This is a genomic window from Microbacterium soli, assembly GCF_039539005.1.
GTDB classification, from domain to species: Bacteria; Actinomycetota; Actinomycetes; order Actinomycetales; family Microbacteriaceae; genus Microbacterium; species Microbacterium soli.
The window spans coordinates 994,543-1,017,515 of record NZ_BAABCP010000001.1; the positions used below are offsets into that span (position 1 = coordinate 994,543).

The 22,973-nt window shown below is 71.5% G+C and carries 10 protein-coding genes; all 10 read right to left on the reverse strand.

The genetic code is table 11. The features are described from left to right. Positions 1–66: 66 nt before the first annotated feature. Complete coding sequence (locus ABD770_RS04625; RefSeq protein WP_344818336.1) at positions 67–783, reverse strand: hypothetical protein; 717 nt, start codon at positions 781–783, stop codon at positions 67–69. Beyond that, positions 780–2,420, reverse strand: coding sequence for a serine/threonine-protein kinase (locus tag ABD770_RS04630; RefSeq protein WP_344818337.1), 1,641 nt, complete (start codon positions 2,418–2,420; stop codon positions 780–782). Before ABD770_RS04630 ends, ABD770_RS04625 begins: the two co-directional genes overlap by 4 nt. Continuing rightward, the gene (locus ABD770_RS04635) at positions 2,417–3,763 is read right to left on the reverse strand and encodes an FHA domain-containing protein (protein ID WP_344818338.1); all 1,347 of its coding nucleotides are present in this window, start codon (positions 3,761–3,763) and stop codon (positions 2,417–2,419) included. Before ABD770_RS04635 ends, ABD770_RS04630 begins: the two co-directional genes overlap by 4 nt. Further along, positions 3,760–4,578 carry a PP2C family protein-serine/threonine phosphatase gene (locus ABD770_RS04640; RefSeq protein ID WP_344818339.1) on the reverse strand — a complete coding sequence of 273 codons (819 nt, stop codon included), beginning with the start codon at positions 4,576–4,578 and terminating at the stop codon, positions 3,760–3,762. The genes ABD770_RS04635 and ABD770_RS04640 overlap by 4 nt, the downstream gene beginning before the upstream one ends. Continuing rightward, entirely contained in the window at positions 4,575–5,945 is a 1,371-nt protein-coding gene (locus ABD770_RS04645; protein WP_344818340.1) for an RDD family protein, read from the reverse strand. The genes ABD770_RS04640 and ABD770_RS04645 overlap by 4 nt, the downstream gene beginning before the upstream one ends. Next, positions 5,942–8,338 carry a transglutaminaseTgpA domain-containing protein gene (locus ABD770_RS04650; protein ID WP_344818341.1) on the reverse strand — a complete coding sequence of 799 codons (2,397 nt, stop codon included), beginning with the start codon at positions 8,336–8,338 and terminating at the stop codon, positions 5,942–5,944. The genes ABD770_RS04645 and ABD770_RS04650 overlap by 4 nt, the downstream gene beginning before the upstream one ends. Then, complete coding sequence (locus ABD770_RS04655) at positions 8,335–9,594, reverse strand: DUF58 domain-containing protein (protein ID WP_344818342.1); 1,260 nt, start codon at positions 9,592–9,594, stop codon at positions 8,335–8,337. Before ABD770_RS04655 ends, ABD770_RS04650 begins: the two co-directional genes overlap by 4 nt. Further along, positions 9,594–10,565 (reverse strand): AAA family ATPase, encoded by a 972-nt coding sequence (locus tag ABD770_RS04660; RefSeq protein WP_344818343.1) that lies wholly within the window; start codon positions 10,563–10,565, stop codon positions 9,594–9,596. The genes ABD770_RS04655 and ABD770_RS04660 overlap by 1 nt, the downstream gene beginning before the upstream one ends. Positions 10,566–10,603: 38 nt before the next feature. Beyond that, positions 10,604–16,690, reverse strand: coding sequence for an Ig-like domain-containing protein (locus ABD770_RS04665; RefSeq protein WP_344818344.1), 6,087 nt, complete (start codon positions 16,688–16,690; stop codon positions 10,604–10,606). A gap of 112 nt (positions 16,691–16,802) precedes the next feature. Then, positions 16,803–22,835 (reverse strand): Ig-like domain-containing protein, encoded by a 6,033-nt coding sequence (locus ABD770_RS04670; RefSeq protein WP_344818345.1) that lies wholly within the window; start codon positions 22,833–22,835, stop codon positions 16,803–16,805. Positions 22,836–22,973 lie beyond the last annotated feature (138 nt).

Genomic DNA, 22,973 nt, shown 5'->3' on the forward strand with positions numbered 1-22,973 from the left:
CGTTGAACACGCGCGCTTCACTTTATCGCGCGACTGATGCGCTCCCCCGGCGACGGGCGCGTCCGGTCAGGAGCGCGCGGCGCCCTCCTCACCGCCGGCCTCGGCATCCAGCAGCGCGAGATCCTCCCTCGTGACGAGGCGGCTGGAGACGACGTGCTCGACGAGCCGGGCCCGCCGGTTCGTGGCGAGTCTGCCCTGGCCCCCGCGCATCCCCTGCACACCGATGCGATCGAACTTGTCGCACACGTTGTCGAGCTTGCGGTTGAAGCGGGTGCTGGTCCACCCCAGCCGCTCGGCGGCCTTCGCGGAGCTGGGGATCTCGCTGGTGCCGGTGCCCTCCCTGCGCAGCACCGGTTCGGCCAGCGCGAGGATCAGCAGCTTCTGGCTGGCCGTGAGCGGGACGTGCCCGATGGTGGACTGCCCGCCGTTCGCGACCTCGCGCGGTGCGATGCGGAAGGCGGACCCGGTGGCGTGGATCGTGAACTCGTACGTCGTGGGTCCGGCTGTGAACACGACCGTGGTCTGCTCGAAGACGATGGGTAGCCGCGCACCGGGGGCGAGCCACGCGTTGACGCCGCCGGAGGAGTCGGTGACCGTCGCGGTCAGCCGCGCTCCGACGTTGGCCAGCCACCACAGACCGTCGGTGTTCGTGATCTCCAGGAAGTTGCGATGCAGGAACAGGTTGTCGTCGAGCTCCAGGTCGCCCTGCCGCCCGACGTGGAACGTGCTGCCGGCATCCAGCGGGTAGTACTCCCCCGCGTACTCGACCGTGACCTCCGTCATCCTGCGCACCCCCTGACGGCCTCCGGCGAGGAGCGCCCGTCCCCCCTCCTGAGGACCACCTCCACGCACGTGCGCCCCGCGTCCGCCTTCTCGACGGTGGCGCTGGTCTCCGCGGTGACGTTCGGCTCCCCCTCTCCGTCGAGGGTGACCTCGTACCACATGTACTCGTCGCCCTCCTCCGGCGCGGGGTTCGTCCAGGTGAACGTCACGGCGTCCCCCTCGACGGTGCCGGTGAGGTCCGTCACGCGCGGCACCGCGACCGCGATCGGATCCTTGGGCTCTGGGGGCGGCGCGGATGTGCTCACGGGCGACGGCTCGATGCGATCGCCGAGCAGCGAGGCGGCGAAGACGATGCCCAGTACGACCAGAGCCGCGCCCACGATGACGAGGAGCCAGCCCCACCACGGCATCCCGCCGCGTCGCGGCGCCGGTCGCACGGCATCCGTCGGCGTCGGCTGCGCACCCGCGCCGGAGACCCGCTCCTGCGGCGCGTCGGCATCCGGGACGACGACCTTCGGCCTGCGCAGCACCGTGGCCTCGTCATCGTCCGCGACGGCGGGCGCCGCGGCCGGCGGGCGGCGTCGGGTGTCGTCCTCGACGTCCGTCGGCGGGGTCGTGAAGCGCGGCACGCCGGCCGGCGGTCCCTCTGCCTCCCTGCGGACCGTCGTCGCGGAGGGTCGGGTCTGGGACTGCGTGTCGGGGCTGATCGAACGGACCTCCCGCACCCGGGTCAGTCCGTCGCCGTCATCCTCCAGCTCCTCATGCGAGGGGTGCTCGTCGACGATGTCGATGGGGGTGACCGAGTGCGCGAGCTCGATCTGCACCTTCTGCAGAGCCCGCGCGAACGCCACCGCACTGGGATAGCGATCGTCGGGGCGCTTGGCCATGCCCCTGTTCAGCACGGCCTGCAGGCTGTCGGGGACGTCCGGGCGGTCGATGCGCGGGACCGCCATGCGCTCGATGCGCTCGATCAGGTCGGCGCTGGAGTTGCGCTCGCCCCTGCGCTCGAACGGCGACCGGCCGGCGAGCAGGGTGAACACCGTGGCGCTGAGCGCGTACACATCGGTGCGCACGCTCGTCGACGGGTTCTCGGCGAACGACTCCGGCGGAGACCAGGGGATCGACATCCCCGCGGCGCCGTCCACGGCTGCCGTCGTCGACGCGATGCCGAAGTCGGTGAGCGCGGGTCTGTTGTACGCGGTGACGAGGATGTTCGCGGGCTTGATGTCACGGTGCAGCACGCCGGCGCGGTGCGCGGTCTCCACGGCGCCGCTGACCTGTACGCCGACGCGCAGCGCCTCGGCGACGGAGAACGGCTCCCGGCGGGTGCGGACCTGCAGGTTGGGCCTGGGGCAGTACTCCATCACCAGGTAGGGGCGCCCGTCGACCGCCACGCCCGCCTGGTGGATGGTGACGATGGCGGGATGCGTGGACAGCATCGCCATGACGTTCGCCTCGTTGGTGAACTCCTCGGCGGCCCCGGCCGCCAGCCGGTCGGCGAGGAGCACCTTGACGGCGACCTCGCGCTTGGGCAGCTGCTGCTCGTAGAGGAAGACGTCTGCGAAGCCGCCGGTGCCCAGCGGCCTGAGGTACTCGAACCCCGGCAGCTCGGGCGGCGGAGACGGAGCGCGCGTCATCGCAGCTCCTCGACGGCGACCGTCACCCCATCGCCCAGGTCCACGACGTCGCCGCCCAGCACGAGGGTCTGCTCTCCCGGGTGCAGCCGCACGGGGTCGGATCCCGGTCGCAGCAGCGTCGAGCCGTTGGTGGTGTGCAGGTCGATGACGACGACGGAGTCACCCTCGGGCCTGACCTCGAGGTGGTTGCGGGAGATGTCGGACTGGGGGCTGTCGACCGCGATGAGGTGCGGCATCGTGCTGCCGCTGGCACGGGTGGAGCGCGGGCGGCGGCCGATGATGACCGTGCGGTCCAGCTCGACGACCTGTCCGGTGGACAGTCGGATGCGCGCCGTCACCGTGACGGGGGCATCCTCGTCGAGGACGGGGATCAGCTCGGTCGGCGCCTGCGAGGCGGCCGACGCCGTCCGCAGCCGGCGCATCTCGGCCATCGAGATGGTGGCACCGTCGTGGTCGCCGATGTCGAGGGGATCCGATGCGGCGGACTCAGATGCGGCGGGCTCGGCGCCGGCGAGCGCACGCGGGACGGAGGCGATGGTGGCCGCCACGTCGGGGACGGGCACGATGGTCGCGGCGACGTCGGGAACGTGCGCGACGGACGCGGCGGGCTGCTCGGCCTCGCCCTGCTCGTCGGCGTCGGCGTCCCACCCTTCGGCTTCATCGTCGTCCTCCGCCTCGTCGGGCAGCTCCGTCTCGTCGGTCTCGTCCCATGCCTCGTCCTCGGCGGGCTCCGCCTCATCGTCGGCGTCGGGCTCGACGTCCTCCTCGTCGGACTCCTCCGCGCCGCCGTCGTCGAACTCGTCGAACTCGTCGGAGTCGGCGAACTCGTCGAGCGCATCCTCCTCATCGAATCCGTCCGCGGCCTCGGCATCCGAGTCCTCGGCATCCGACTCGTCCTCCCGTGCGGCGGGGGCGACGAACGCCTCACCGACACGGATGCCGGAGGCGAGGACCACGCCGGAGCGGATCGGGTACTCTGCCGCGCCGTCGGCATCGCCCATCCGGATCTCGAAGTGCGCGTCACCGGGGAGGTAGCGCTCGCTCCAGGTGGTGATGTCCTCCCCGGAGAAGCCCTCCTCGAACCCGGTGCCGACCGTCACGGCGCCGCGCACGGCGAAGCGCGTCCCGCCGGAGCCGATGAGCGCCACGGCGAAGGAGCCCAGGCCCGTGATGGCGCCGCCGGAGAGCACGTCGATGACCTCGGTCAGGGCGGGCAGTCCGCGGCGGAGCATCTCGGACAGCGCGACGACCTTGTCCGCACCCGTGTCCGCCGGGACGGCGGCGATCCCCGACTCCTCGACGACGACCTGCCACGTCCCCGGCCGGTAGCTCACGTCACTCATCGCATTCCTCCATCCGCCACCGCACGCGGGCGCGTGTCGGCGACGTCCTCGTCGTCATCGGTCTGCACATGCACGCCGCGCACGGATGCCACCGTGAGCGCATCCACCACCAGCACGGTCACGTTGTCCCGGCCTCCGGCGCGCACGGCATCGGCCGTCAGGATCTCCGCGGCGCGCTGCGGGTCGGACTCGGCGGCCAGCACCTCGGCGATCCGCGCATCGGAGACCTCCGTGGTCAGACCGTCCGAGCACACCAGCATCCGGTCGCCCCGCTCCGCGGGGAACAGCCAGTAATCGGCGTCGCCCACGCTTCCCGCTCCGATCGCCCGCGTGATGATGTTGCGACGCGGGTCGGAGTTCGCCTGCTCCGGCGTGATCTCGCCCTCGTCGATCAGCTCCTGCACATAGGAGTGGTCCACGGTGATCTGCTCGAGCACGCCGTCGGAGAACTGGTACGTGCGGGAGTCGCCGATGTTGACGACCAGCCAGTACCCCAGCCCGTCGACCGTGGCCACGACCACGCCGCTGAGGGTGGTCCCCGCACCCGCGCCGCCGCGTCGTCCTATCCCGCCCACCGCGGTGCGTGCGGCGGAAAGCGTGTCGCGCACCTGGCCGAGCGTGAGGCTCTCGAGCCCGACGAGAGCGGAGAAGTGCTCGATGACCGTCGCGCTGGCGACCTCGCCGGCATCGTGCCCGCCCATCCCGTCGGCGACGATGAACAGCGGCGCGGCGGCGAGATAGGAGTCCTCGTTGAGCCTGCGACGGGAGCCGACGTCCGTCGCGCCCCCGCCCGCGGTGATGATCGGAGCGGTCACACGTACCCTCCGATCGTGACGATGCGATCACCGATCTCGAGGGCGTCGCCCAGGCGCACCGGGACGCGCTGCCCGGGAGGGCACGCGATGCGCACGCCGTCGCGGACGATGACGGTGCCGTTGGTGGACTGGCGATCGAGCACCCAGCCGCCGCGCGCATCCGCGCCGGCCTCGAAGTGCGTCTTCGACAGGGAGCGGGTCTCGTCGCGGACGGCCACGTTGACCGCGCCGTCGCCCTCCTCGGGATTGCGCCCGAAGACCGTTCGGCCCGAGACCGTCGCACGCTGCCCGTCGTCCCACGTGAAGACGAGGCGGTGTCCCGGCACGCTGATGCGGGTGGACTCGATGTCGTCGTCGTGCTCGTTCACGAGCGGAGCGGCGGCGGATGTCGGCGCGGCGGGGCTCGGTGCCACGGGCGCGGCGACGGGGGGCTCGGGAAGAGGCGCGTCGGCCGGCTCCGCGGCGCGCGGGACGGGGGCGGGCCCGAGGCGCGCGGCGACCGTCTCCCCGGGCAGGGGGTCGGGTGCGTCGGCGGCGGTGCGATCGGCGTGAACCGGATCCGCGGGTGCGGGGCCCACCGACGCGGGCACGACGGACTCCTGGGTGACGCCCGGCACGAACGAGATCAGCGGATCGTCGGGGAGTGCACGGCGCGGCGGTGGGGACAGCACGGTGCGCTCGGCCGACTCGTCCTGCTCCGCCTGCGCGAAGCCCTGCTGCGCGAACCCGGGAGCCGCCGGCTCGGGCACCGCCGGCTCGGGCGGCGGCGTCCCCACCGATCCGGACGCGACCTGCGGCGCCGGCGGGCGGGGCGGGATCTCCTGCGGAGCGGGCCATGCGAAGCCCGGCATCGACGTCTGCGCCGGCTGACCGGCATCGGTCGCGCCCTCACCGAACGGCTGCGCCGGCTGACCGGCCTCCGTGCGCGGACCGGCATCGACCATGAACGCCCCACCGGCCTTGTCGTGCCAGCCCTGGAACCTGCCGGAGCCGTCGAACAGCGGCGAGAAGCAGCCGACGACGATCGACGCCGCCAGACCCCACACGATGTTGCGCAGCAGGGCCCTGCCGAATCCGATCGGCGTGCCGTCGACAGTGACCAGCCGCAACCGCTGGATGCGCATGCCCACCGAGCCGCGTCCGCCCTGCATGGCCGTGAACGTCAGCGCCCAGGCGAGGCCGGCCGCGCCCGCCAGCAGTCCTGCCAGCAGGATGGCGGACACCAGGTCGCCACCGCTCACGATGATGGCGACCAGTGCGACCACCGGGACGACCACGCTGATCGCCGCCGCCAGGACGGCGTCGATGAGGTACGCGATGACTCGTCGTGAGATCGGCGCGACAGCGCCGAAGGGAAGCATCGTCATGAGGTCTCGCTCTCGGGTCGCGTGGTACTGCTGTCGATGGTGCCAGGTCGGCGGCGCACGCGCGCGGCCGCGGCCTCCCTCAGCCCCTGTATCCGTCCGGCGGACCGGCCGCTGCCGGTGAGCGAGCGGACGCTGAGGCGGGCCTTCAGGCGCTTCCAGAAACCGGCCTCGCGGCCCAGGCCGCTCACGACGGAGTCGATCTCGGTCCAGAACGCGTCGACCTCCTCCGGGGTGGGGTCGCCGGGACCGAACACCTGGTCGTCGGCCCGATCGGCGAGCGCGGTCACGGCGGGGACGGTGAGCGCCGTGGAGACGACGGCCGCCTCCTCGACGCGGGTGCCGCCCGCGGACAGCCGGGCGCCGTAGTCGATCGCCCGGTCGGTGAGCTCGTCCCACCCGCCGCTGATGCGGTCGGCGGTCAGCCGCGCACTGCGGCGGGAGCGACGGCGCGCGGCCTTCCACGCGCCGATGACGATGAACGGCGAGCTGAGGATCAGCAGCACCAGCAGCGAGGCGCCGCCGATGGCGAGGATGATCCCGATGATGCCGAGGATGTTCGGGGTGTCGTCCTCCGGCTCCCGGTCGTCCGGGACGGTCGGGGGCAGGTCGACCGGCTCCTGCGGCGGGGGCGGTGGCTGCAGCACCTGGGGTTTGGGGTCGGCGCGCGGCTTGGTGTTCTGATCCTGGGGGACCTGGTCCTCCGGAGGCGTCGGGTCGAACGGCAGCCAGCCGTAGCCGGTGAAGTTCACCTCGACCCACGCGTGCACGTCGTCGCCGGTCGCCTCGAAGACGGAGCCGGTGTCGCCGCCCTCCTTCGGGTAATAGCCCATCACGACGCGCGCCGGGATGCCGATCTCCCGCGCCATGAGCGCCATGGTCACCGCGTACTGCTCGTCGTCGCCGATCATCTGGTCACCGCCGATGAGCGTCGCGATGCGCTCGGCGGTGTGCCCGGCGCGCGACAGGTGAGCCTGCGCCCCCAGGCCGTGACTGAAGAAGCCGTCCTTCGACAGCAGAGTCTCCAGCGCGCGCACCTGCGCGATGGGGGTCTCCGCCTCGGTCACGGCCTCCGCGGCCATGCTGCTCAGCTCCTCCGGCACATCATGCAGCTCGGGCAGACGCATCTTCACGACGGGGGTGTCGCCGAGGGTCTCGTCGCTGGGCACGTCGGGGAACACGGCGTCCACCTCGTACGCGTCGCCCTCGCGCAGCCCGGCGGTGACCACCGTGGTCCCCGTCGCGGTGTTGTGATACCCGCTGCGACGCAGCTCTTCGGCCCGTTCCCCGTCGAAGGTGATCTGGTCCTCCACCAGGGTGCCGGGCACCCAGACGCCGCTGTACTCGCCGATCGTGAACTGCAGCGTCGCCGCCTCGCCCTCCACCCCGGCGGCCATGTTCGAGCGCAGCGGCGCGAACGCGCTGGATGTGCCCGGGCCGCCGTCGGTCACGTTGTAGACCACGCCGTCCCAGTCGTCCATGGCCGCCAGCCGCACCCGCGCGCCCTTCGGCAGTCCGGTGACGGTGAACAGCGTGCGGTCGACCTGATCGCGCACGTTCTTGCGGAACGCCTGCAGGGGGCTCGGGTAGTCGCGGACGTCGAACGGCGGGACGATCGTGTCGCGGAACACGTGCCGGGGTTCGGCGGGCGAGGCGATCGCCCCGAGGCCGCTGCCGGCGACGCCGGCGACGGCGAGGACGGCCACACCGCCCAGCAGCCGCCGGGCGCGCATGTGCGCGGTCCGCGTCGGGTCTGCCTCGGACACGTCGACGGCGCCGCGCTGCGGCACCCACCAGGTGCGCAGCGACATCCACACCGTCGTCACCGCGGCGAACACCACGCCCTGCACGAGCGGGAAGGCGGGATCCGGCACGCCCAGCGCGATGACGAGCATCAGGACGGATGCCGCGGGGATGAGCGCCCACCACGCCAGGCGCAGGGTCAGCGCGAGCGAGGCCACCGTGACGGCGCCCACCAGCGCGAGGATGAACGGCACCACCAGGTGCCCGTCGTCCGCCGACACCGGCGCCACCGTGGTCAACAGCTGCTTCCACGACGTGACCGCCCCGACTGCCAGCGCCTGCAGCGTGTCCAGCGTCGGCACGACGCGGAACAGTGCGGTGCCCGGCAGCGCGATCGCCCCGCCGAAGAGGAAGTAGGCCGCGATCGTGCATCCGGTGATGACGAGGATGCCCCAGCGCCGCCAGGCGCACACCGCCGCGATCGCGAGGCCCAGCACCACGCCGCCGACCGCGGCGGGCAGGAACGAGGGTCCGGCGAAGCTGGGCCAGAAGCCCAGCAGCGCCACGAGCATGAGCACCGCCGTCGCGGCCAGATCCAGCAGCGCACGACGCGGGCGCAGCCCCCGGCCCGGCGTCTGCGTCGCCGCGGTCATGCCAGCACCTTCTGCAGGGCGAGGGGCAGCTGGTCGAGGGCGCCCAGCGTCACCACATCGGCGTCGGAGATACGGCGCAGCGCGGGCTGGTCGACGCCGTCCTGCACGACGACGGCGATGACGCGCGCCCCGAACGGCATCCGCGAACACGCCAGGCGCAGGTCCTCCCCGGAGACCGCCGACCCGCACACCAGGGCGACGACGCTGGCGGATGCCGTGGTCGCCGCCAGTGCTCCGGCGAGCTCGGGCACGCCGCCGTCGCGGGGACGGGTGTGCTCCACCATCGACAGCGAGTCCAGCAGCCGCATGCCGGTCCCCGCGGGCAGCTCCCGCCCCTGCACGCGCACGTCCACGCGCTGCGAGTCGCGCAGCGCGCGAAGGCCGATGGATCCGGCGATGGAGATCGCGAGCTCGAACTCGTCGTCGGTGCGGTAATCGCGCGCAGAGCAGGAGAGCCCGATGACGAAGTGGGAGCGGCGGGTCTCCTCGAACTGCCGGACCATCATGATCCCGGTACGGGCCGTGGAGCGCCAGTGCACGTGTCGCAGGTCGTCGCCCGGCTGGTACTCCAGGAGGGTGTGGAAGGACACGTCGTCGCGCGACAGGTCCGCCGCGGGAAGCCCCTCCAGGTCGCGCAGGAACCCGAGCGACTGCCCGCCGAACAGCGTGGTGCGCGGATGCACGTAGAGGTCCACGGGGTCCTCGCGGTGGTGGGTCCGCTCGAACAGCCCGAGCGGGTCACCGCGCACGACGCTGACCGGCCCGACCTCGACGACGCCGCGACGGTGCGTGGGGATGGCGAACAGCTCCTCGGCCTCGTGACCGGGGGCCAGCCGGTGGATGGAGAACTCGCCGCGCCCGTTCCCCACCGGCAGCACCACCCGGGAGGGCAGGATCGCCCGCGATCCGTGGTTGCGCAGCGTCAGCGCACCGACCGCGCGCTCGCCGACCACGACGCGGTCACGGGCGAGATCCAGCTCGACGTCGTACTCCGTGCGGCCGATGAGGAACAGGGCGCACACGACGGCGACGGCCGCCATCACGAGCCCCAGCACGACGACCTCGTGCCAGCCGAGGACCTGACCGGTGATCCACGCCGCCACGGCGAGCGCCATCACCATCCAGCCGAGCGGGCGGACGACGGCCGCGATGCGCCGCAGGCGGTCGACCGCGCGCGCGCCGATGACGGCGACGATGTCGCGCCACCCGGCCTCGCGCGAGTCCGTCTGCGGTCCCGCGATCGTCTCCGTCGTCATCAGGCGGTCGCCCGTGCCTGCGGTGCCGCCACGATCTCGAGCACCCGGGCGATGACGGAGTCCGCCGTCGCGCCCGCGAACTCCGCCTCCGCATCCAGCAGGAGCCGATGCTGCCACACGGGGCGGGCGAGAGCCTTGATGTCGTCGGGGAGCACGTAGTGCCGTCCGTGCGCGGCGGCCCACACCTTGGCGATGCGGACCATGGCGATGGCCCCGCGCACCGACACGCCGAGCTTGATCGCGCTGTCGGTACGGGTGGCCTCGGCGAGCTCGGCCGTGTACCGCAGCACGGCGGACTCCACGTGCACGGTGGCGGCGAGATCGGCCATGTCGGCCACGGCGCCCGTGGTGATGACCGCGGACAGCGCTGCAGCGCGGTTGCGCTGCGCGGCGCCGGCGAGGATGCTCTCGGTGACGACGAGACTGGGGTAGCCGATCGACGTCTTGATGAGGAAGCGGTCCAGCTGCGCCTCGGGCAGTTTGTAGGTCCCCGCCTGCTCGACGGGGTTCTGCGTCGCGATGACGAGGAACGGCCGGCCGGCCTCGTGCGTGACGCCGTCGACGGTGACGCGCGACTCCTCCATGACCTCCAGCAGCGCGGACTGGGTCTTCGGCGAGGCGCGGTTGATCTCGTCGGCGAGGACGATGGACGCGAAGATCGGACCGCGGTGGAATTCGAACCTCTGCGTCTGCTGGTCGTAGATCGTCACACCCGTCACGTCCGAGGGCAGCAGGTCGGGGGTGAACTGGATGCGGGAGCTGGTGCCCTGCACGGTGGCGGCCAGCGCCTTGGCGAGGCTGGTCTTCCCCGTTCCCGGGGCGTCCTCGAGCAGCACGTGCCCCTCGGCGAGCATGGCCGCGAGCACGAGGCCGACGACCTCGGACTTGCCCTGCAGCGCCTTGTCGATGTTCTCCACGAGGCGCTGGAAGGTGCTCTGGAACCAGGCTGCCTGTTCGGGGGTCATTGTCATGTCGATGCTCGTTCCTCATCAGTCGATCTGCTCGAAATTCAGTTCGCGGTACCCCACGTGCGCGACTCGTACTGCTTGCCATCGGCGACCACCCAGACAGTGTCGTTCGGGTATCCGAAATACTCGTACGGCAGGTCCGCTGTGCCATTGGCCGGCAGATGAATCGAATACGTCCCCGTATTGCCGTGCGCTGACGTCTTCATGTACACGCTGTACGTCCCCGCGGAGAAGTCCTTGGTGTTGATGACGATGTGGGCGCAGGACCAGGTACTGCAGTTCGCGTTGTTGACGCTCGTCCCGCGGCTGATCCATGCCCTCGGTGGCGGCGGCGCACTCGTCGTGGCCGAGTACGTCGGCGAGAGCGCCTCGCCGCCCGGGCTGGCGACCGCCCGCACCCGGATGCTGTGGGTCTGGCTGTACCCGTTGCCGACCGTCTTGCTGCCCGTCGTCTCGACCTTCTCCCAACCGCCGCCGTCCACACTGATGTAGGTCGTGACGGGGTAGCCGTTGGCGGAGCCTCCGGCGTTCCAGGTGAGCTTGATCTGCTGGTCGCCGGACTTCGCGGCCGTTCCCGTCGGCGCGTGCGGCGTGCCATAGGGCCGGACCGTGGCAGACGGGGCGGAGGCGCTGCCCGGCTGCGACTGCTGACCGCCGACGACCGAATACGCCCGCAGCCTCACCGTGTAGTCGGTGCCGTTGCTCGCGGTGATGGCGCTCGTGCCGTTCCAGGCCACCCACGAGCCGCCGGAGAGCTGGTACTCGTACCTGATCTCGCTGCTCTTGGCACCGTTGAGGGCCGTGCTGGGCATCGTGAAGGTGACGGTGATCCGCCCGTCCCCCGCCGTGGCCTTCACGTTCGTGGGCGCACCGGGGGCGCCGAACGCGCGCTGCGGCGTCGACTGCGGGCTCGCGGCGCTCGTGCCCGCCTTGTTGGTCGCCTTGACCGCATAGGTGTAGTCGGCCGAGTTGGTCGGGACGGCGACCGTCTTGGAGGTGGCCGTGCCGGCCTGGAGCGTCTGGAACAGCGTGCCGCCGCGGTAGACCAGCAGGTCGTATCCGCTGACCGCGTCGCCGTTGGGCGCGGCGGCGTTCCACCGCACGGTCATCTGCGCCTCGTCGCCGACGGACGGTGCACTGGTGACGGTCGGCGCCGCCACGGTGCCGGGGATGCCGGCCGGGGTCTGCCCGATGGACCACATGCTGTATCCGGACGGGTCGGGGGCCCGGTTGTGCGCACGCACCCGCACCTGGTAGTTCGTGCCGTTCTCCAGGCCGTCCCAGGTGAGGGTGTTGACATTGCCGACGGTGCGCTCGGCGGACCCGCTCAGCGGTGCGGGGGATATCTGCAGCGTGTACGACTCCACCGGCGAGCCGTTGGACTGCGGCGTCGTCCACGACACCTTCAGCGCCTCATCGCCGGGCACCAGGGTGGGCGGCAGCGGCGTCTCCGGACGGACGTCCGGCCGTGCGGGCTCGGACAGCGGTGAGGCCGGCCCGTCGCCGACCCTGTTGTGCGCGGTCACCTGGAACGTGTACTCCACGTTGTTGACCAGGCCGTCCAGCGTGCAGGTCGTCGACTCGCAGGCCTTCGTGAACGGGCGGCCATCCACCGAGGTGACCGTGTAGTGGTCGATCTCGGCCCCGTTGTTCGACGGCGCCGACCAGTTCAGCACCACGGTGCGGTCCTCGACGGTCGTCGCATACGGCATTCCCGGTGCATCCGGAACGCCCTGGACGGTCACCGTGATGCGGCCGTCCACCTCACGATCCGGGTCCTCCGTCGCGTCCTGGATCCGGTAGCGCACGACCATGACACCCACGAAATCCGGGGCGGAGGTCACCTCGACCTGGTCGCCGACCACGCCCGCACTGCCGTTGCCGCTCTCCACGACGGCGGACAGCAGCGTCAGCGGCGTGCCCTCGTCGGCGAACGGGTTGATGTCGTTCTCCAGCACCGGGACGGTGATGGTCTTGCCCTGGTCGGCCTCCTCGACCGTGTCGGGTCCCGCCACCGCCAGCGGCCGGGTGGACGCGCTGACCGTCACGAGGACGTTTCCGCTGACCGGCTCGGTGGTGCCGTCGGTGATGCTGAGCCCGACCGTCGCCGTCGTGCCCTTGGGCGTGCTGGTGGCGGCGTCGACGAGCAGGGTGCTGCCGTCCAGCCGCGCGTTCAGGCCGGTCCCGGGGGCGTCGGTGATGGTGTAGCGGATCCTGTCCGCGTCGCCCTCGTCGGGGTCGGTCGTCAGCGCGGACAGATCCAGCGACGTCGCGTCCTCGCCGGGGGCGACGTCGATCTGCCCGTTCACGAACATCGGCGGCTGGTTCTCCGGCGGCAGCACCGTGATCGGGATCGACAGCGTGCTCTTGCGTCCGTCGGGGTCGTCGACGCTCGTGCCGTCGGTGACCTCGAAGCTCAGCGAGTCGTCGCCGAAGTAGCCCTCCTCGGAGGTGTACACCAGCGTGGTCGCGTCCTTGATGAGGTCGTCGCCGTTGGCGTGGCCCGCGCTGACCTTCGCGGCCTCGGTGAGGCGCACGGCGCCGCCGCCCACGACCGTGACGTAGTCCTTCAGCGGCAGCTCCACGGTCTCGCCGCTTCTGACCTCGACGGGCGTGGTGGAACGCAGCACGGGCCGCAGCTCGACGCGTGAGGGGACGAAGATGAACGCGGAGGCGCTCTGGCCGTCCTGGTCGGTGATCGTGTACCGGATCAGCTGGCGCTCGTCGGTCACGCTCACGCGCGCCTTGCGGTCTCCGACCAGATGCGCGCCCTCGTCGATCGTGACGGTGAGGCCCTCGACCGTGCCGTCCGGGTCCTCATCGTTCGCGAGGATGTCGATGTCGGCGGTGAGGGCGTCGTCGAGCTCCTCGAGACGCAGCCTGTCATCACGGGCGACGGGGCTGATCAGCGGGACGTCCTCGTCGACGGTCACGAGGATGGGGGCGGTCGCCTCCGCGCCCTTGGCGTCGCGGATCGTGTACCGCAGCGCCGCCTCGAACTCGCGGTCGGGCACCTCGACGACCACGCGGTCGCCGGAGACCCTCGCGGTGATGCCCGTGTCCTCGGGCACCTCGACGCCGTCGGCGACCAGCCGGATCTCATCGCCCTCGGGGTCGGAGTCGTTGGCCAGCACGGGGACGGCCACGGAGCGGTCGGGCCGGACCACGACGGTGTCCGTCACGGCGAAGGGCGCCTGATTGGTCGCCTCCGCGGGGGCGATGCCCACGCGGATGGTGGCCGTGCCCTCTCCGCCGAGTCTGTCGCGCACCCGGTAGACGATGGTGTCCACGCCCGTGGAGCCCTGGAAGGCCTCGTATTCGAGGAAGTCGCCGCCGGTATCGGTGATCCGCCCCTTGACGGGGGCGATGTCCTGCCCCAGCAGCTCGACGGAGTCGCCGTCGGTGTCGATGCCGTCGAGCGGTACCGGGATGCGGATGGTCGTGCCGGCGAGGGCGCGCGCGGTCAGGTCGCGCGGGCGCGGCGGCACGTTGGCCTCGGAGCCCAGCGGCAGGATCTGCACGGTGACGTGCCCGCCGGCGCGCTGGCCGAGGGAGTCCACGGCCTCGTAGGCGAGATAGACGGTGCCCGGCTTCGTGCCCGCCCGGAACCGCACGGCGTCCTGCGAGACGAACGCCTCGCCGTCGGCCGGGTCCACGAGCGGCTCGATGAGATCCGGCGCGACGTGCAGCGCGTCCCCGCTGGGATGCACGTCATTGTCCAGCACGGGGATCGTGACGACGTCGCCCACGCGGACGACCGCCTCATCGTCGTAGGTCACCGGCGGGGAGATCTTCGCCGGTGCGGGGATCGGCACCACCGTGACATCGCCCTCGGCGGACTTCGACCCGTTCGAGATCCGATAGGTGATCTTGACCGGCTCGTCCAGCGCGACCTGGCCGCTGATGCGCAGCGTCTCGTGGTTCAGGATCGACACCGCGACGCCGCTGTGCGGCGGCACCGACACGGACTGCACCACGAGCACCCCGCCCGCCGGGTCGGAGTCGTTGTCCAGCACGCCGACCAGCGCCTCCTTGCCGCTGGGCAGCAGCGCCACGTCGCGCACGGCGACCGGCGGCAGCTCGGACTCCTGCTCGTCGAGCACGTCCACGCGGACGATGCCCTCCGCGTCGGCCTGTCCCGCCGACACCAGGTACTGCACGTAGTAGACCCCCGGCGCGTCGGCTTTGAACGTGAACTGCTTCTTCGGATAGTCCGGCAGCACGGTGGTCCCGTCCAGCGGCTCCACCCTGGTCAGGCGCAGCTCGTCGCGCCCGGAGCTCGAGTCGTTGGCGAGCGGCGCGACCGTCGCGGTCTCGCCCACCCTGGTCACGATGTGATCGGCGTTGGTGACCGGTACGGTCGTCCCGACGGGTTTGACATCGAGGAGGATCGTCGCGTCGGCGACCTCGCCGAGGGCATCCGCCACCGCGATCCCGATCTCCTTGCGACCCTGCAGGCTCCCGATCGCCCGGTAGGTCATCTGGCCGTCGGTCGTGAACTCGACCTCGTCGCCCTCAGCCGCGACGACGCCCTTGAGGTAGAGATCGTCGCCCTCGGGATCGAGCCAGTCCTGCAGCAGGTTGTACGCCAGGGTGCCGCCCGCCTCCACCGACAGCTGCGTCTTGCGCTTGGGCCGGGGAGCCGAGTTGGAGTCCCAGTCGTGGACCGTCGCGGTGACCGTGGCGGTGTCCGTGCCGTTCACCCTGCCGTCATCGACCTCGTACCTGAACACGGCCGTACCGGTCGCATCGTCGGGCACCATGATCTGCAGAGCCGCGCCGTTGAGGATGGACTGCACCTCGCCGATCGACGGCTGCGCGCCCACCAGCGACGCCACCAGCACGTCGCCGTCGGCGTCGTTGTCGTTGTCGAGCACGGGCAGCAGGGTGGTGCCACCGGGGCGCACCCCGAGCCTGTCGTCCTCGGCGACCGGTGGCGTGTTCTCCTCCTTGCGCTCCGGGAGAGAGGTCTCGACGATCTCCTGGGTGGAATCCTCCTCGTCGTCCGCCTCGCCCTCCGGCGGTGTCAGGATGCTCCAGTCGTCCACCCGCTGCAGGCTCTCGTCGGCGAGCCACGCGGCACCGCCGACGATGTCGTTGAGAACGATGACGTCGCGGTTCACACGGAAGGTCAGGCGTGTGCTGCGCTCGGCACCGGGGATGGTCTCGGCGACGTCGGCATCCTCCCCCTCGCAGTCGCGGAGGAACCGTGCCGAGCCCGCCCAGGCGCCGTACGCGCAGCCCTTCAGGAACACGGGCTCGGCGGGCGCGCCCGACCCTCCGGCCGGGACCGTGGTCGTCTCGCCGCCGTCCAGCGGCACGCGCACGAGCCCGCTGGGGGTCGCCACGAGCGCGGCGTCGGCGGCCGCGGAGACCTGCTGCAGCACGGCATCCTGCGCGCCGGCGACCTGCGCGCGCACCCCGTCGGATGTGACGACGACGCCGTCGGCCGGGTCCAGCACGACGGCGACGTCCCCGACGACCGTGATCCGCGCCTCGGCGGCCTCCTCGATGCCCTCGAGGGAGGAGCGCTTCGGAGTCAGCGGTGCGCCCTCATCGTCGGCGGGGATCCTGACGAGCTCGCCGTCGTCCGCGGAGACCGCGTACACCGTGCCGTCCTGTCCGACGGCGACGTCGGCCCCCTTCCCGAGCTCGACGACCGGCTCGGCGGCCTTGACGTCGAATCCCGCGATCCTGCTCGTGGGGATCACCCACAGCGCTCCGGAGGAGCGATCGAGCACGGCCGTCGTGCTCCCGCCCAGAGCCGTCTTGGCGTCTCCGGGGATGCTGGCGCTGTCCGCCAGCGAGACGGTCGCGGGGTGCACGGCGGTCAGCGTGGCCTCGGCGCGGTCGGCGACGAGGACGGTCGAGCCCCGTTGCAGCACGTCGTAGTCCTCGCTGCCGGCGCGCAGGCCTCCGTCCAGCACCGTCGACTCGTGGTTGAAATGCCCCACCAGCAGGCTGGAAGTCTTCGTCAGCCATACACCCGCGTCATTGAGATCGACCTTGGTCGTCGGAAGCCCGTCATAGGCGAAGGCCATGCCGGTGACGGTGACCGCGCCGACCACGACGCCCGCAGCCGCCGCAAGCGTCTTCGTGCGCGACCGCACGCGCGACAGCACCCTCATGACGTGGTCTCCCCCCTGGTGTCGGCCGCGTATGCCGGTGCCAGTGTAGCCGGAAGTCCCGATGAGAGCCCTATCAGCGGATGGGGAGCGCTCCCCGCACCCGCCGGTGCGGTCACCAGTACGTGCCCTCGATGTCGGCCTCCACGCCCTGGATCTCCACCGTGACGAACTTCCCCGCCTCGCCGGGGCACACGTAGGAGCCGAGCTCGGCCGGACCCTTCGCCGGGATGGGCACCGCATTGCCCTTGTTGTTGGCGAACCACCTGCCGGCCTTGTACGCGTCGACCACGTACCTGCCGGCCGGGAAGTCGCCGTACGTCGTCACCCGCACGTTCTGGCAGGTGCTGGGCCCGTATGTCGCCGTGCCGCCCCGACTGACCGTCACCCTCGGCAGCGGCTTCGCACCCGTCGCGCTCTTCGCGGTCACCGTCCTGGACTGGGCGGCCGCGGGCTGCGAGGAGGTGGGCTTGTCGGTCACCGTGACGGTGAGCGTCACCGACGTGCTCCAGCTGTAGCTCTCGGCGACATTGCCGCCGCCTGCGCCGACGGTGCCGGAGTTGCCCTTGTTGTCGGACCACGCGACGGTGACGTCGCGTCCGTTGCGCGCCGTGGCGCCGATGCGCCAGGTGATCGTCTGCCCGCTCACGCTCGCCGAGGCGGAGGGCACGTTCGGGGCGCCGTACGGGGACACCGCGTTGGAAGGAGCCGACGCCGGTCCCGCCTTCGATGTGGTGCCGGCGACATCGGAGACCGCCCGCACGTAGATGCTGTACGTGCCGTTGTTGGCCACCCCGCTGCGGATCACCCGGTCCGAGGGCATGGCCGTCCACGAGCCGTTCGATCCGATGCGGTACTGGTAGGAGACCTCGCCCTGCTTCGCACCCCCCAGCGATCCCGCCGTGTAGGACACCGTCACCGTGTTGTCGCCCGGTGTCGCCTTCACGTTCGTGGGAGCGCCGGGGGCGAGCACTCCGCGGCGCTCGGCCGACAGCGGACTCCACTCGCCCGCGCCGGCCCTGTTGATGGCGCGGATGCGGAACGTGTACCCGGTCTGGGAGGGGTCGACCTGCACGGCCTGCCGTGTCGCACCGGCCGCCGGCTCCAGGGTCCGCACCACCGTGCTGCCTTGTCTGACCTGCAGCTCGTAGCCGGAGATCGCGTCGCCGTTGGCATCCGGAGCCGACCATCTCACCTCCATCTGCGCCTGGGAGCCGACCGGATCCAGCTCGGCCGTCGTGGGCTGCGCGGGCGCCAGCGGCGGCCCCGCCGGCGTCTCGCCGAGGGAGTACAGGCTCCAGTCCGACGGCTCGGGCGCGCGGTTGTGCGCCCGGATGCGGACCTGATACTCCCGGCCGTTCTCCAGCCCCGTCCACACGGTGCTGTTGCCGGTCACGCCGCTGATCTCCGCGGGACCGCTGGGCGGGGCGGGACTGATCTGCAGCGTGTACGACTCGACCGGGGAGCCCGCCGTGCTCGGGGTGGTCCACGCCACCTCGAGTTCGTGGTCGCCGAACGTCAGCCACGGGGCGCTGGGCGTGTCCGGGCGGGTGTCCGGCCGCGCCATCTCGCTGGACGGCGACGGCTCGGACTCCCCGACGCGGTTGGTGGCCGTGACCTGGAAGACGTACTCGACGTTGTTGGTGAGCCGATCCAGCGTGCACGTGGTCGACTCGCACTGCTTCGTATAGGTGCCGCCCTGCACGGAGCGGACCGTGTACGTCGTGATCTCCGCCCCGTTGTTCACCGGAGAGGACCAGGCCAGCACGACGGTGCGGTCCTGCACGCTGACCACCCGCGGGGTGCCGGGCGCATCGGGCACTCCCTGGACGGTGAGCCGGATGCGCCCGTCGACCTCGCGATCCGGATCCTTGGTCGCGTCCTGGATGCGGTAGCGCACCACGAGCGCGCCGACGAAGTCCCCGTCGGGCGTGATCACGACCTCCTCGCCCCTCGTCGTCACGTCACCGCGACCGGTCTCCAGCGATGCGGAGACGATGCTCAGCGGGGTGTCCGGGAACGGGTTGATGTCGTTCTCCAGCACGGGGATCGTGATCGGCTCGCCCTGATCGACCTCGTCGTACACGTCGTCGGTCGCGATGGGGAGGTCGCGGGTGGACGCCGTGACCTCGACCGTCACCTGCCCGGGGACGGGCTCCGTCTCGCCGTCCGTGACGCTCAGCCCGACGGTCGCCGTCGTCCCTCGGCGCACATCCTCCGCGGCGCTGACCTGCAGCCGGCTGCCGTCCAGCCGGACGGTAATGCCGTCGGCGGGGGTGTCGGTCAGACGGAACGCGAGCTCGTCGTCGGGGTCGGGGTCGGATGCCAGCGGAGCCAGGTCCAGGGTCATCGCCTCCTCGCCGGGGGCGATCTGCATGCGCGCGTCGGTGAAGGCCGGCTGCTGGTTCTCCGGCGGGAGCACGGTGATGGGGATGGTGAGGGTGGCCCTGCGTCCGGCCGGGTCGTCGACGCGCTCGCCGTCGGTGACCTCGAAGGTCAGCGAGTCCTCCCCGAAGTAGCCTTCGGCCGACGTGTACACGAGCGTGCGCTCGTCCTTGATGAGGTTGTCGCCGTTGCCGTGCGGGGCGCTGACCTTCGAGGCCTCGGTGATGATCGCACGCCCGCCGCCGAACACCGTCACGTAGTCGTCCAGCGGGAGCTCCTTCGTCTCCCCACTGCGGACGACGACGGGGTCGACGCGGGTGAGGATGGGCCGCATCTGCGCGATCGACGGCACGAAGACGAAGGCGGATGCGCTCTTCTCGTCGCGGTCGGTGACGGTGTAGCGGACGATCTGCATCTGCTCGCCGACGACCACGCGCACGATGCCGTCCGGGAGTGCGGTGCCCCCGGGGCCGACGTCCAGGGCGAGGTCCTGTGTCGTGCCGTCCGGGTCCTCGTCATTGGCGAGCACGTCGATGTCGACGGTGGCGCTGTCGGTGACGTCCGTCATCAGCACCCTGTCGTCACGCGCGATCGGAGCCTTCAACGGCACGTCCGGGTCGACTCTGACCTGCACGACGGCGGTCGCCGTGGCACCCATCTCGTCGACGATCGTGTAGCGCAGCGCCGTCTCGAGCTCACGGTCCGGCACGCGGATGAGCACCCGGTCCCCGGAGACCCGGGCGGACACGCCCTCGACATCGGGGGCGGACAGCCCGTCCTCCACGAGGGAGATCTTCCCGCCCTCGGGGTCGGAATCGTTGAGCAGCACCGGCACGGCGACCTCGCGGTCCGGCCGCACCACGACGGAGTCCTTGACGGCATAGGGTGCCTGGTTGGCCTTCTCTCGCGGGGCGATGCCGACCCGGATGCTCCCGCTTCCCTCTCCGCCGAGCCGGTCGCGCACCAGATAGCTGAACGTGTCCACGCCCGTCGCGTCCGAGAAGGCCTCATACGTGAGGAAGTCCTGGCCGGTCTCCACCACTCGGCCCTTCTGCGGGCCGTCCGCCAGTCCCAGCAGTTCGACGGAGTCGCCGTCCTGGTCGAGGCCGTCGAGCGGGATGGCGATGCGCTGGGTCGCGCCGCTGAGGGTGCGGACCGTGAGGTCGCGCGGCACGGGGGCCGCGTTGCTGTCCTCATCGAGGGGGACGACCTGGATGCGGATGTACGCGGCGGCCTTCTGCCCCATCGAATCGACGATCTCGTAGGTGGCGCCCACGGTCTTCGGCGTGGTCCCGGCGCGGAAGCGCACGGTGTCCTGGGAGACGAAGATCTCGCCGTCCTCCGGGTCGGCCGGAGCCTCCACGAGCTCCGGGACGACGTGGATGGTGTCACCGCTGGGATGCGAGTCGTTGGCCATGACGGGGATCGTGACGACGTCGCCGACGCGGACGACCGCCTGGTCGTCGACGGCCACCGGGGCGAGGATCCGATCCGGGGCCGGGATGGGGAGCACCACGACCTCGCCCTCGGCCGAGCGCGTGCCGTTGGAGATGCGATACGTGATGTGGGCCGGACCGTTCAGGCCGCCCTGGTCGCCGATGCGCAGGGTCTGATGCTCGAGGACCGAGACGGAGAGGCCGCCGCGGGCCTCGTCGAGGCTCGCGGACTGCAGCACCAGCACGCCCCCGGCCGGGTCCGTGTCGTTGACCAGCGGATCCAGCAGCACCTCACCGCCCATCGGCAGCAGTGCCACATCGCGCACCGCCACCGGAGGCAGCGCACTGTCGGCGGTGTCGAGCACGTCGACGCGGACGAGACCGGGAACGGCGTTGGGGCCCGCCGCCACCAGGTACTGCACGTAGTAGACGCCGGCGGCCTGGGTGGTGAAGGTGAACTGCTTGTTGGGGAAGTCGGAGGTGATGATGGCGCCGGGCACGTCGTCCACTCCCGCCAGTCGCAGCTGCTCACGACCCGAGCTGGCGTCGTTGGCCAGCGGGGAGACCGTGACGGCCGCGCCGGGGCGGGTGACGACATGGTCGGCGTTGGTCTTCGGCAGTGTGGACCCCGGGGGCCGCACGTCCAGCTGGATGGTGCCGGAGGCCGTCGCCTGCAGCCCGTCGGACACGGTGATCTGGACGTCCTTGCGGCCCTGCAGGCTGCCGACGGCGCGATAGGTGATCTGCCCGCCGGTGGTGAACTCGACCTCGTCGCCGGGGGCGGCGGCGACGTCCTGCAGGTAGATGTCGTCACCATCGGGGTCGATCCAGTCGGGCAGCACGTTGTAGGAGATCGTGCCGCCGGACTCGACGGCGAGCCGGGTGACCCGTTTCGTCCTGGGGGCGCTGTTCACGCTCCAGTCGTGCACGGAGACCGTCGCCGTCGCCGTGTCGGACCCGCCACGACCGTCATCGGCCCGATAGGTGAAGGCCGCCGAGCCGGACGCGTCCTCGGGCACGTCGATCTGCAGCGCCGCGCCGTCGAGCACGGGCTGCACCTCGCCGACCGAGGGCTGCCCACCCACGAGCGATGCGACGAGGACATCGCCGTCCGGGTCGTTGTCGTTGTCCAGCACAGACAGCATGGTCGTCGATCCCGGGCGCACGCCCAGACCGGGGTCGTCCTCGGCGGTGGGCGGAGTGTTCTCCTTCTTGCGCTCGGGAAGGGTGGTCTCGACGGTCTCCTCGGAGTTCTGCTCCTCGTCCTCCGTGTCCCCCTCCGGCGGGGTGAGGACGCTCCAGTCGTCGACCTGCTGCAGGCTCTCGTCGGTGAGCCAGGCCGCGCCGCCGATGATGTCGTTGAGGACGATCACGTCGCGATTGACGCGGAAGGCCAGCTGCGTCGCGCTCTCGGCCTGCGGAATCCGCTCGGCCACGTCATCCGCGTCTCCCGCGCAGTCGCGCAGGAACCGCGCCGAGCCCGCCCAGGCTCCGTACGTGCAGCCCTGCAGCCACACCGGCGCGGCGGGCGCACCCGTGCCGCCGGCGGACATGCGGGTCGGCTCGCCGCCGTCCAGCGGCACGCGGATCAGCTCGTCCGCGGTGGCCACGGTCACGGCATCCGTCGCCGCCGAGGTCTGCTGCAGCACGGCGCCCCCGTCGGCGTCCAGTTCGACGCGCACGCCGCCCGGTGCGAGCACCGTGCCCGCGGAGTCCAGCACCACCGGGGTGGTCCCCACCGCGGTGATCGCCGGGCGCTCCGCATCGTCGAGCTCGCCGATCGGGTCACGGGTCTGGTCGAGGACCTCACCGCGGGCATCCGTCGCGAGGGTGACGATCTCGCCCTCGGCGCCGGCGACGCCGTACACCGTACCGTCCGTGCCGACGGTCACCGCGGAGTCGCCTCCGAGGGTGATGTCGGGCTCCGCCGATGCCGGGTCGAAACCGGCCAGCCCGGAGAACGGCACCACCCACAGGCGTCCGGAGCCGCGCTCCATGACGGCGACCGTGCCGCCCCCCAGCGCCACCTGCGCATCGCCGGGCAGGTCGACGGAGCCGCTGAGCGAGACACGGGCGGGGTCCACCGCGGAGACGGTCGCATTCCCCCGGTCGACGATGAGGACGTCGGACCGGTCCTGCAGCACGTCGTAGTCCTCGCTGCCCGCACGCAGACCGCCGTCGAGCACCGTGGACTCGTGATTGAAATGCCCCACCAGCAGACTCGACGTCTTCGTCAGCCATACACCCGCATCGTTGAGATCGACTTTGGCCGTGGGAAGCCCGTCATACGCGAACGCCATCCCGGTCAGGGCGACAGCGCCGATCACGACACCCGCCGTCGCCGCAAGAGTCCTCGGACGCGACCGGACCCACGACAGCACCCTCATCCAGCCGATTCCCCCCGGTTGCGCTTGGCGTACCCGGGCGAGTCTACAGATTCGGCGGGACCGCTTCCATGGGGAGAA

Coding starts and splice junctions, on each gene's coding strand:
- ABD770_RS04625 (WP_344818336.1), bottom strand. CDS start 783: ATGACGGAGGTCACGGTCGAGTACGCGGGGGAGTACTACCCGCTGGAT.
- ABD770_RS04630 (WP_344818337.1), bottom strand. CDS start 2,420: ATGACGCGCGCTCCGTCTCCGCCGCCCGAGCTGCCGGGGTTCGAGTAC.
- ABD770_RS04635 (WP_344818338.1), bottom strand. CDS start 3,763: ATGAGTGACGTGAGCTACCGGCCGGGGACGTGGCAGGTCGTCGTCGAG.
- ABD770_RS04645 (WP_344818340.1), bottom strand. CDS start 5,945: ATGACGATGCTTCCCTTCGGCGCTGTCGCGCCGATCTCACGACGAGTC.
- ABD770_RS04650 (WP_344818341.1), bottom strand. CDS start 8,338: ATGACCGCGGCGACGCAGACGCCGGGCCGGGGGCTGCGCCCGCGTCGT.
- ABD770_RS04655 (WP_344818342.1), bottom strand. CDS start 9,594: ATGACGACGGAGACGATCGCGGGACCGCAGACGGACTCGCGCGAGGCC.
- ABD770_RS04660 (WP_344818343.1), bottom strand. CDS start 10,565: ATGACAATGACCCCCGAACAGGCAGCCTGGTTCCAGAGCACCTTCCAG.
- ABD770_RS04665 (WP_344818344.1), bottom strand. CDS start 16,690: ATGAGGGTGCTGTCGCGCGTGCGGTCGCGCACGAAGACGCTTGCGGCG.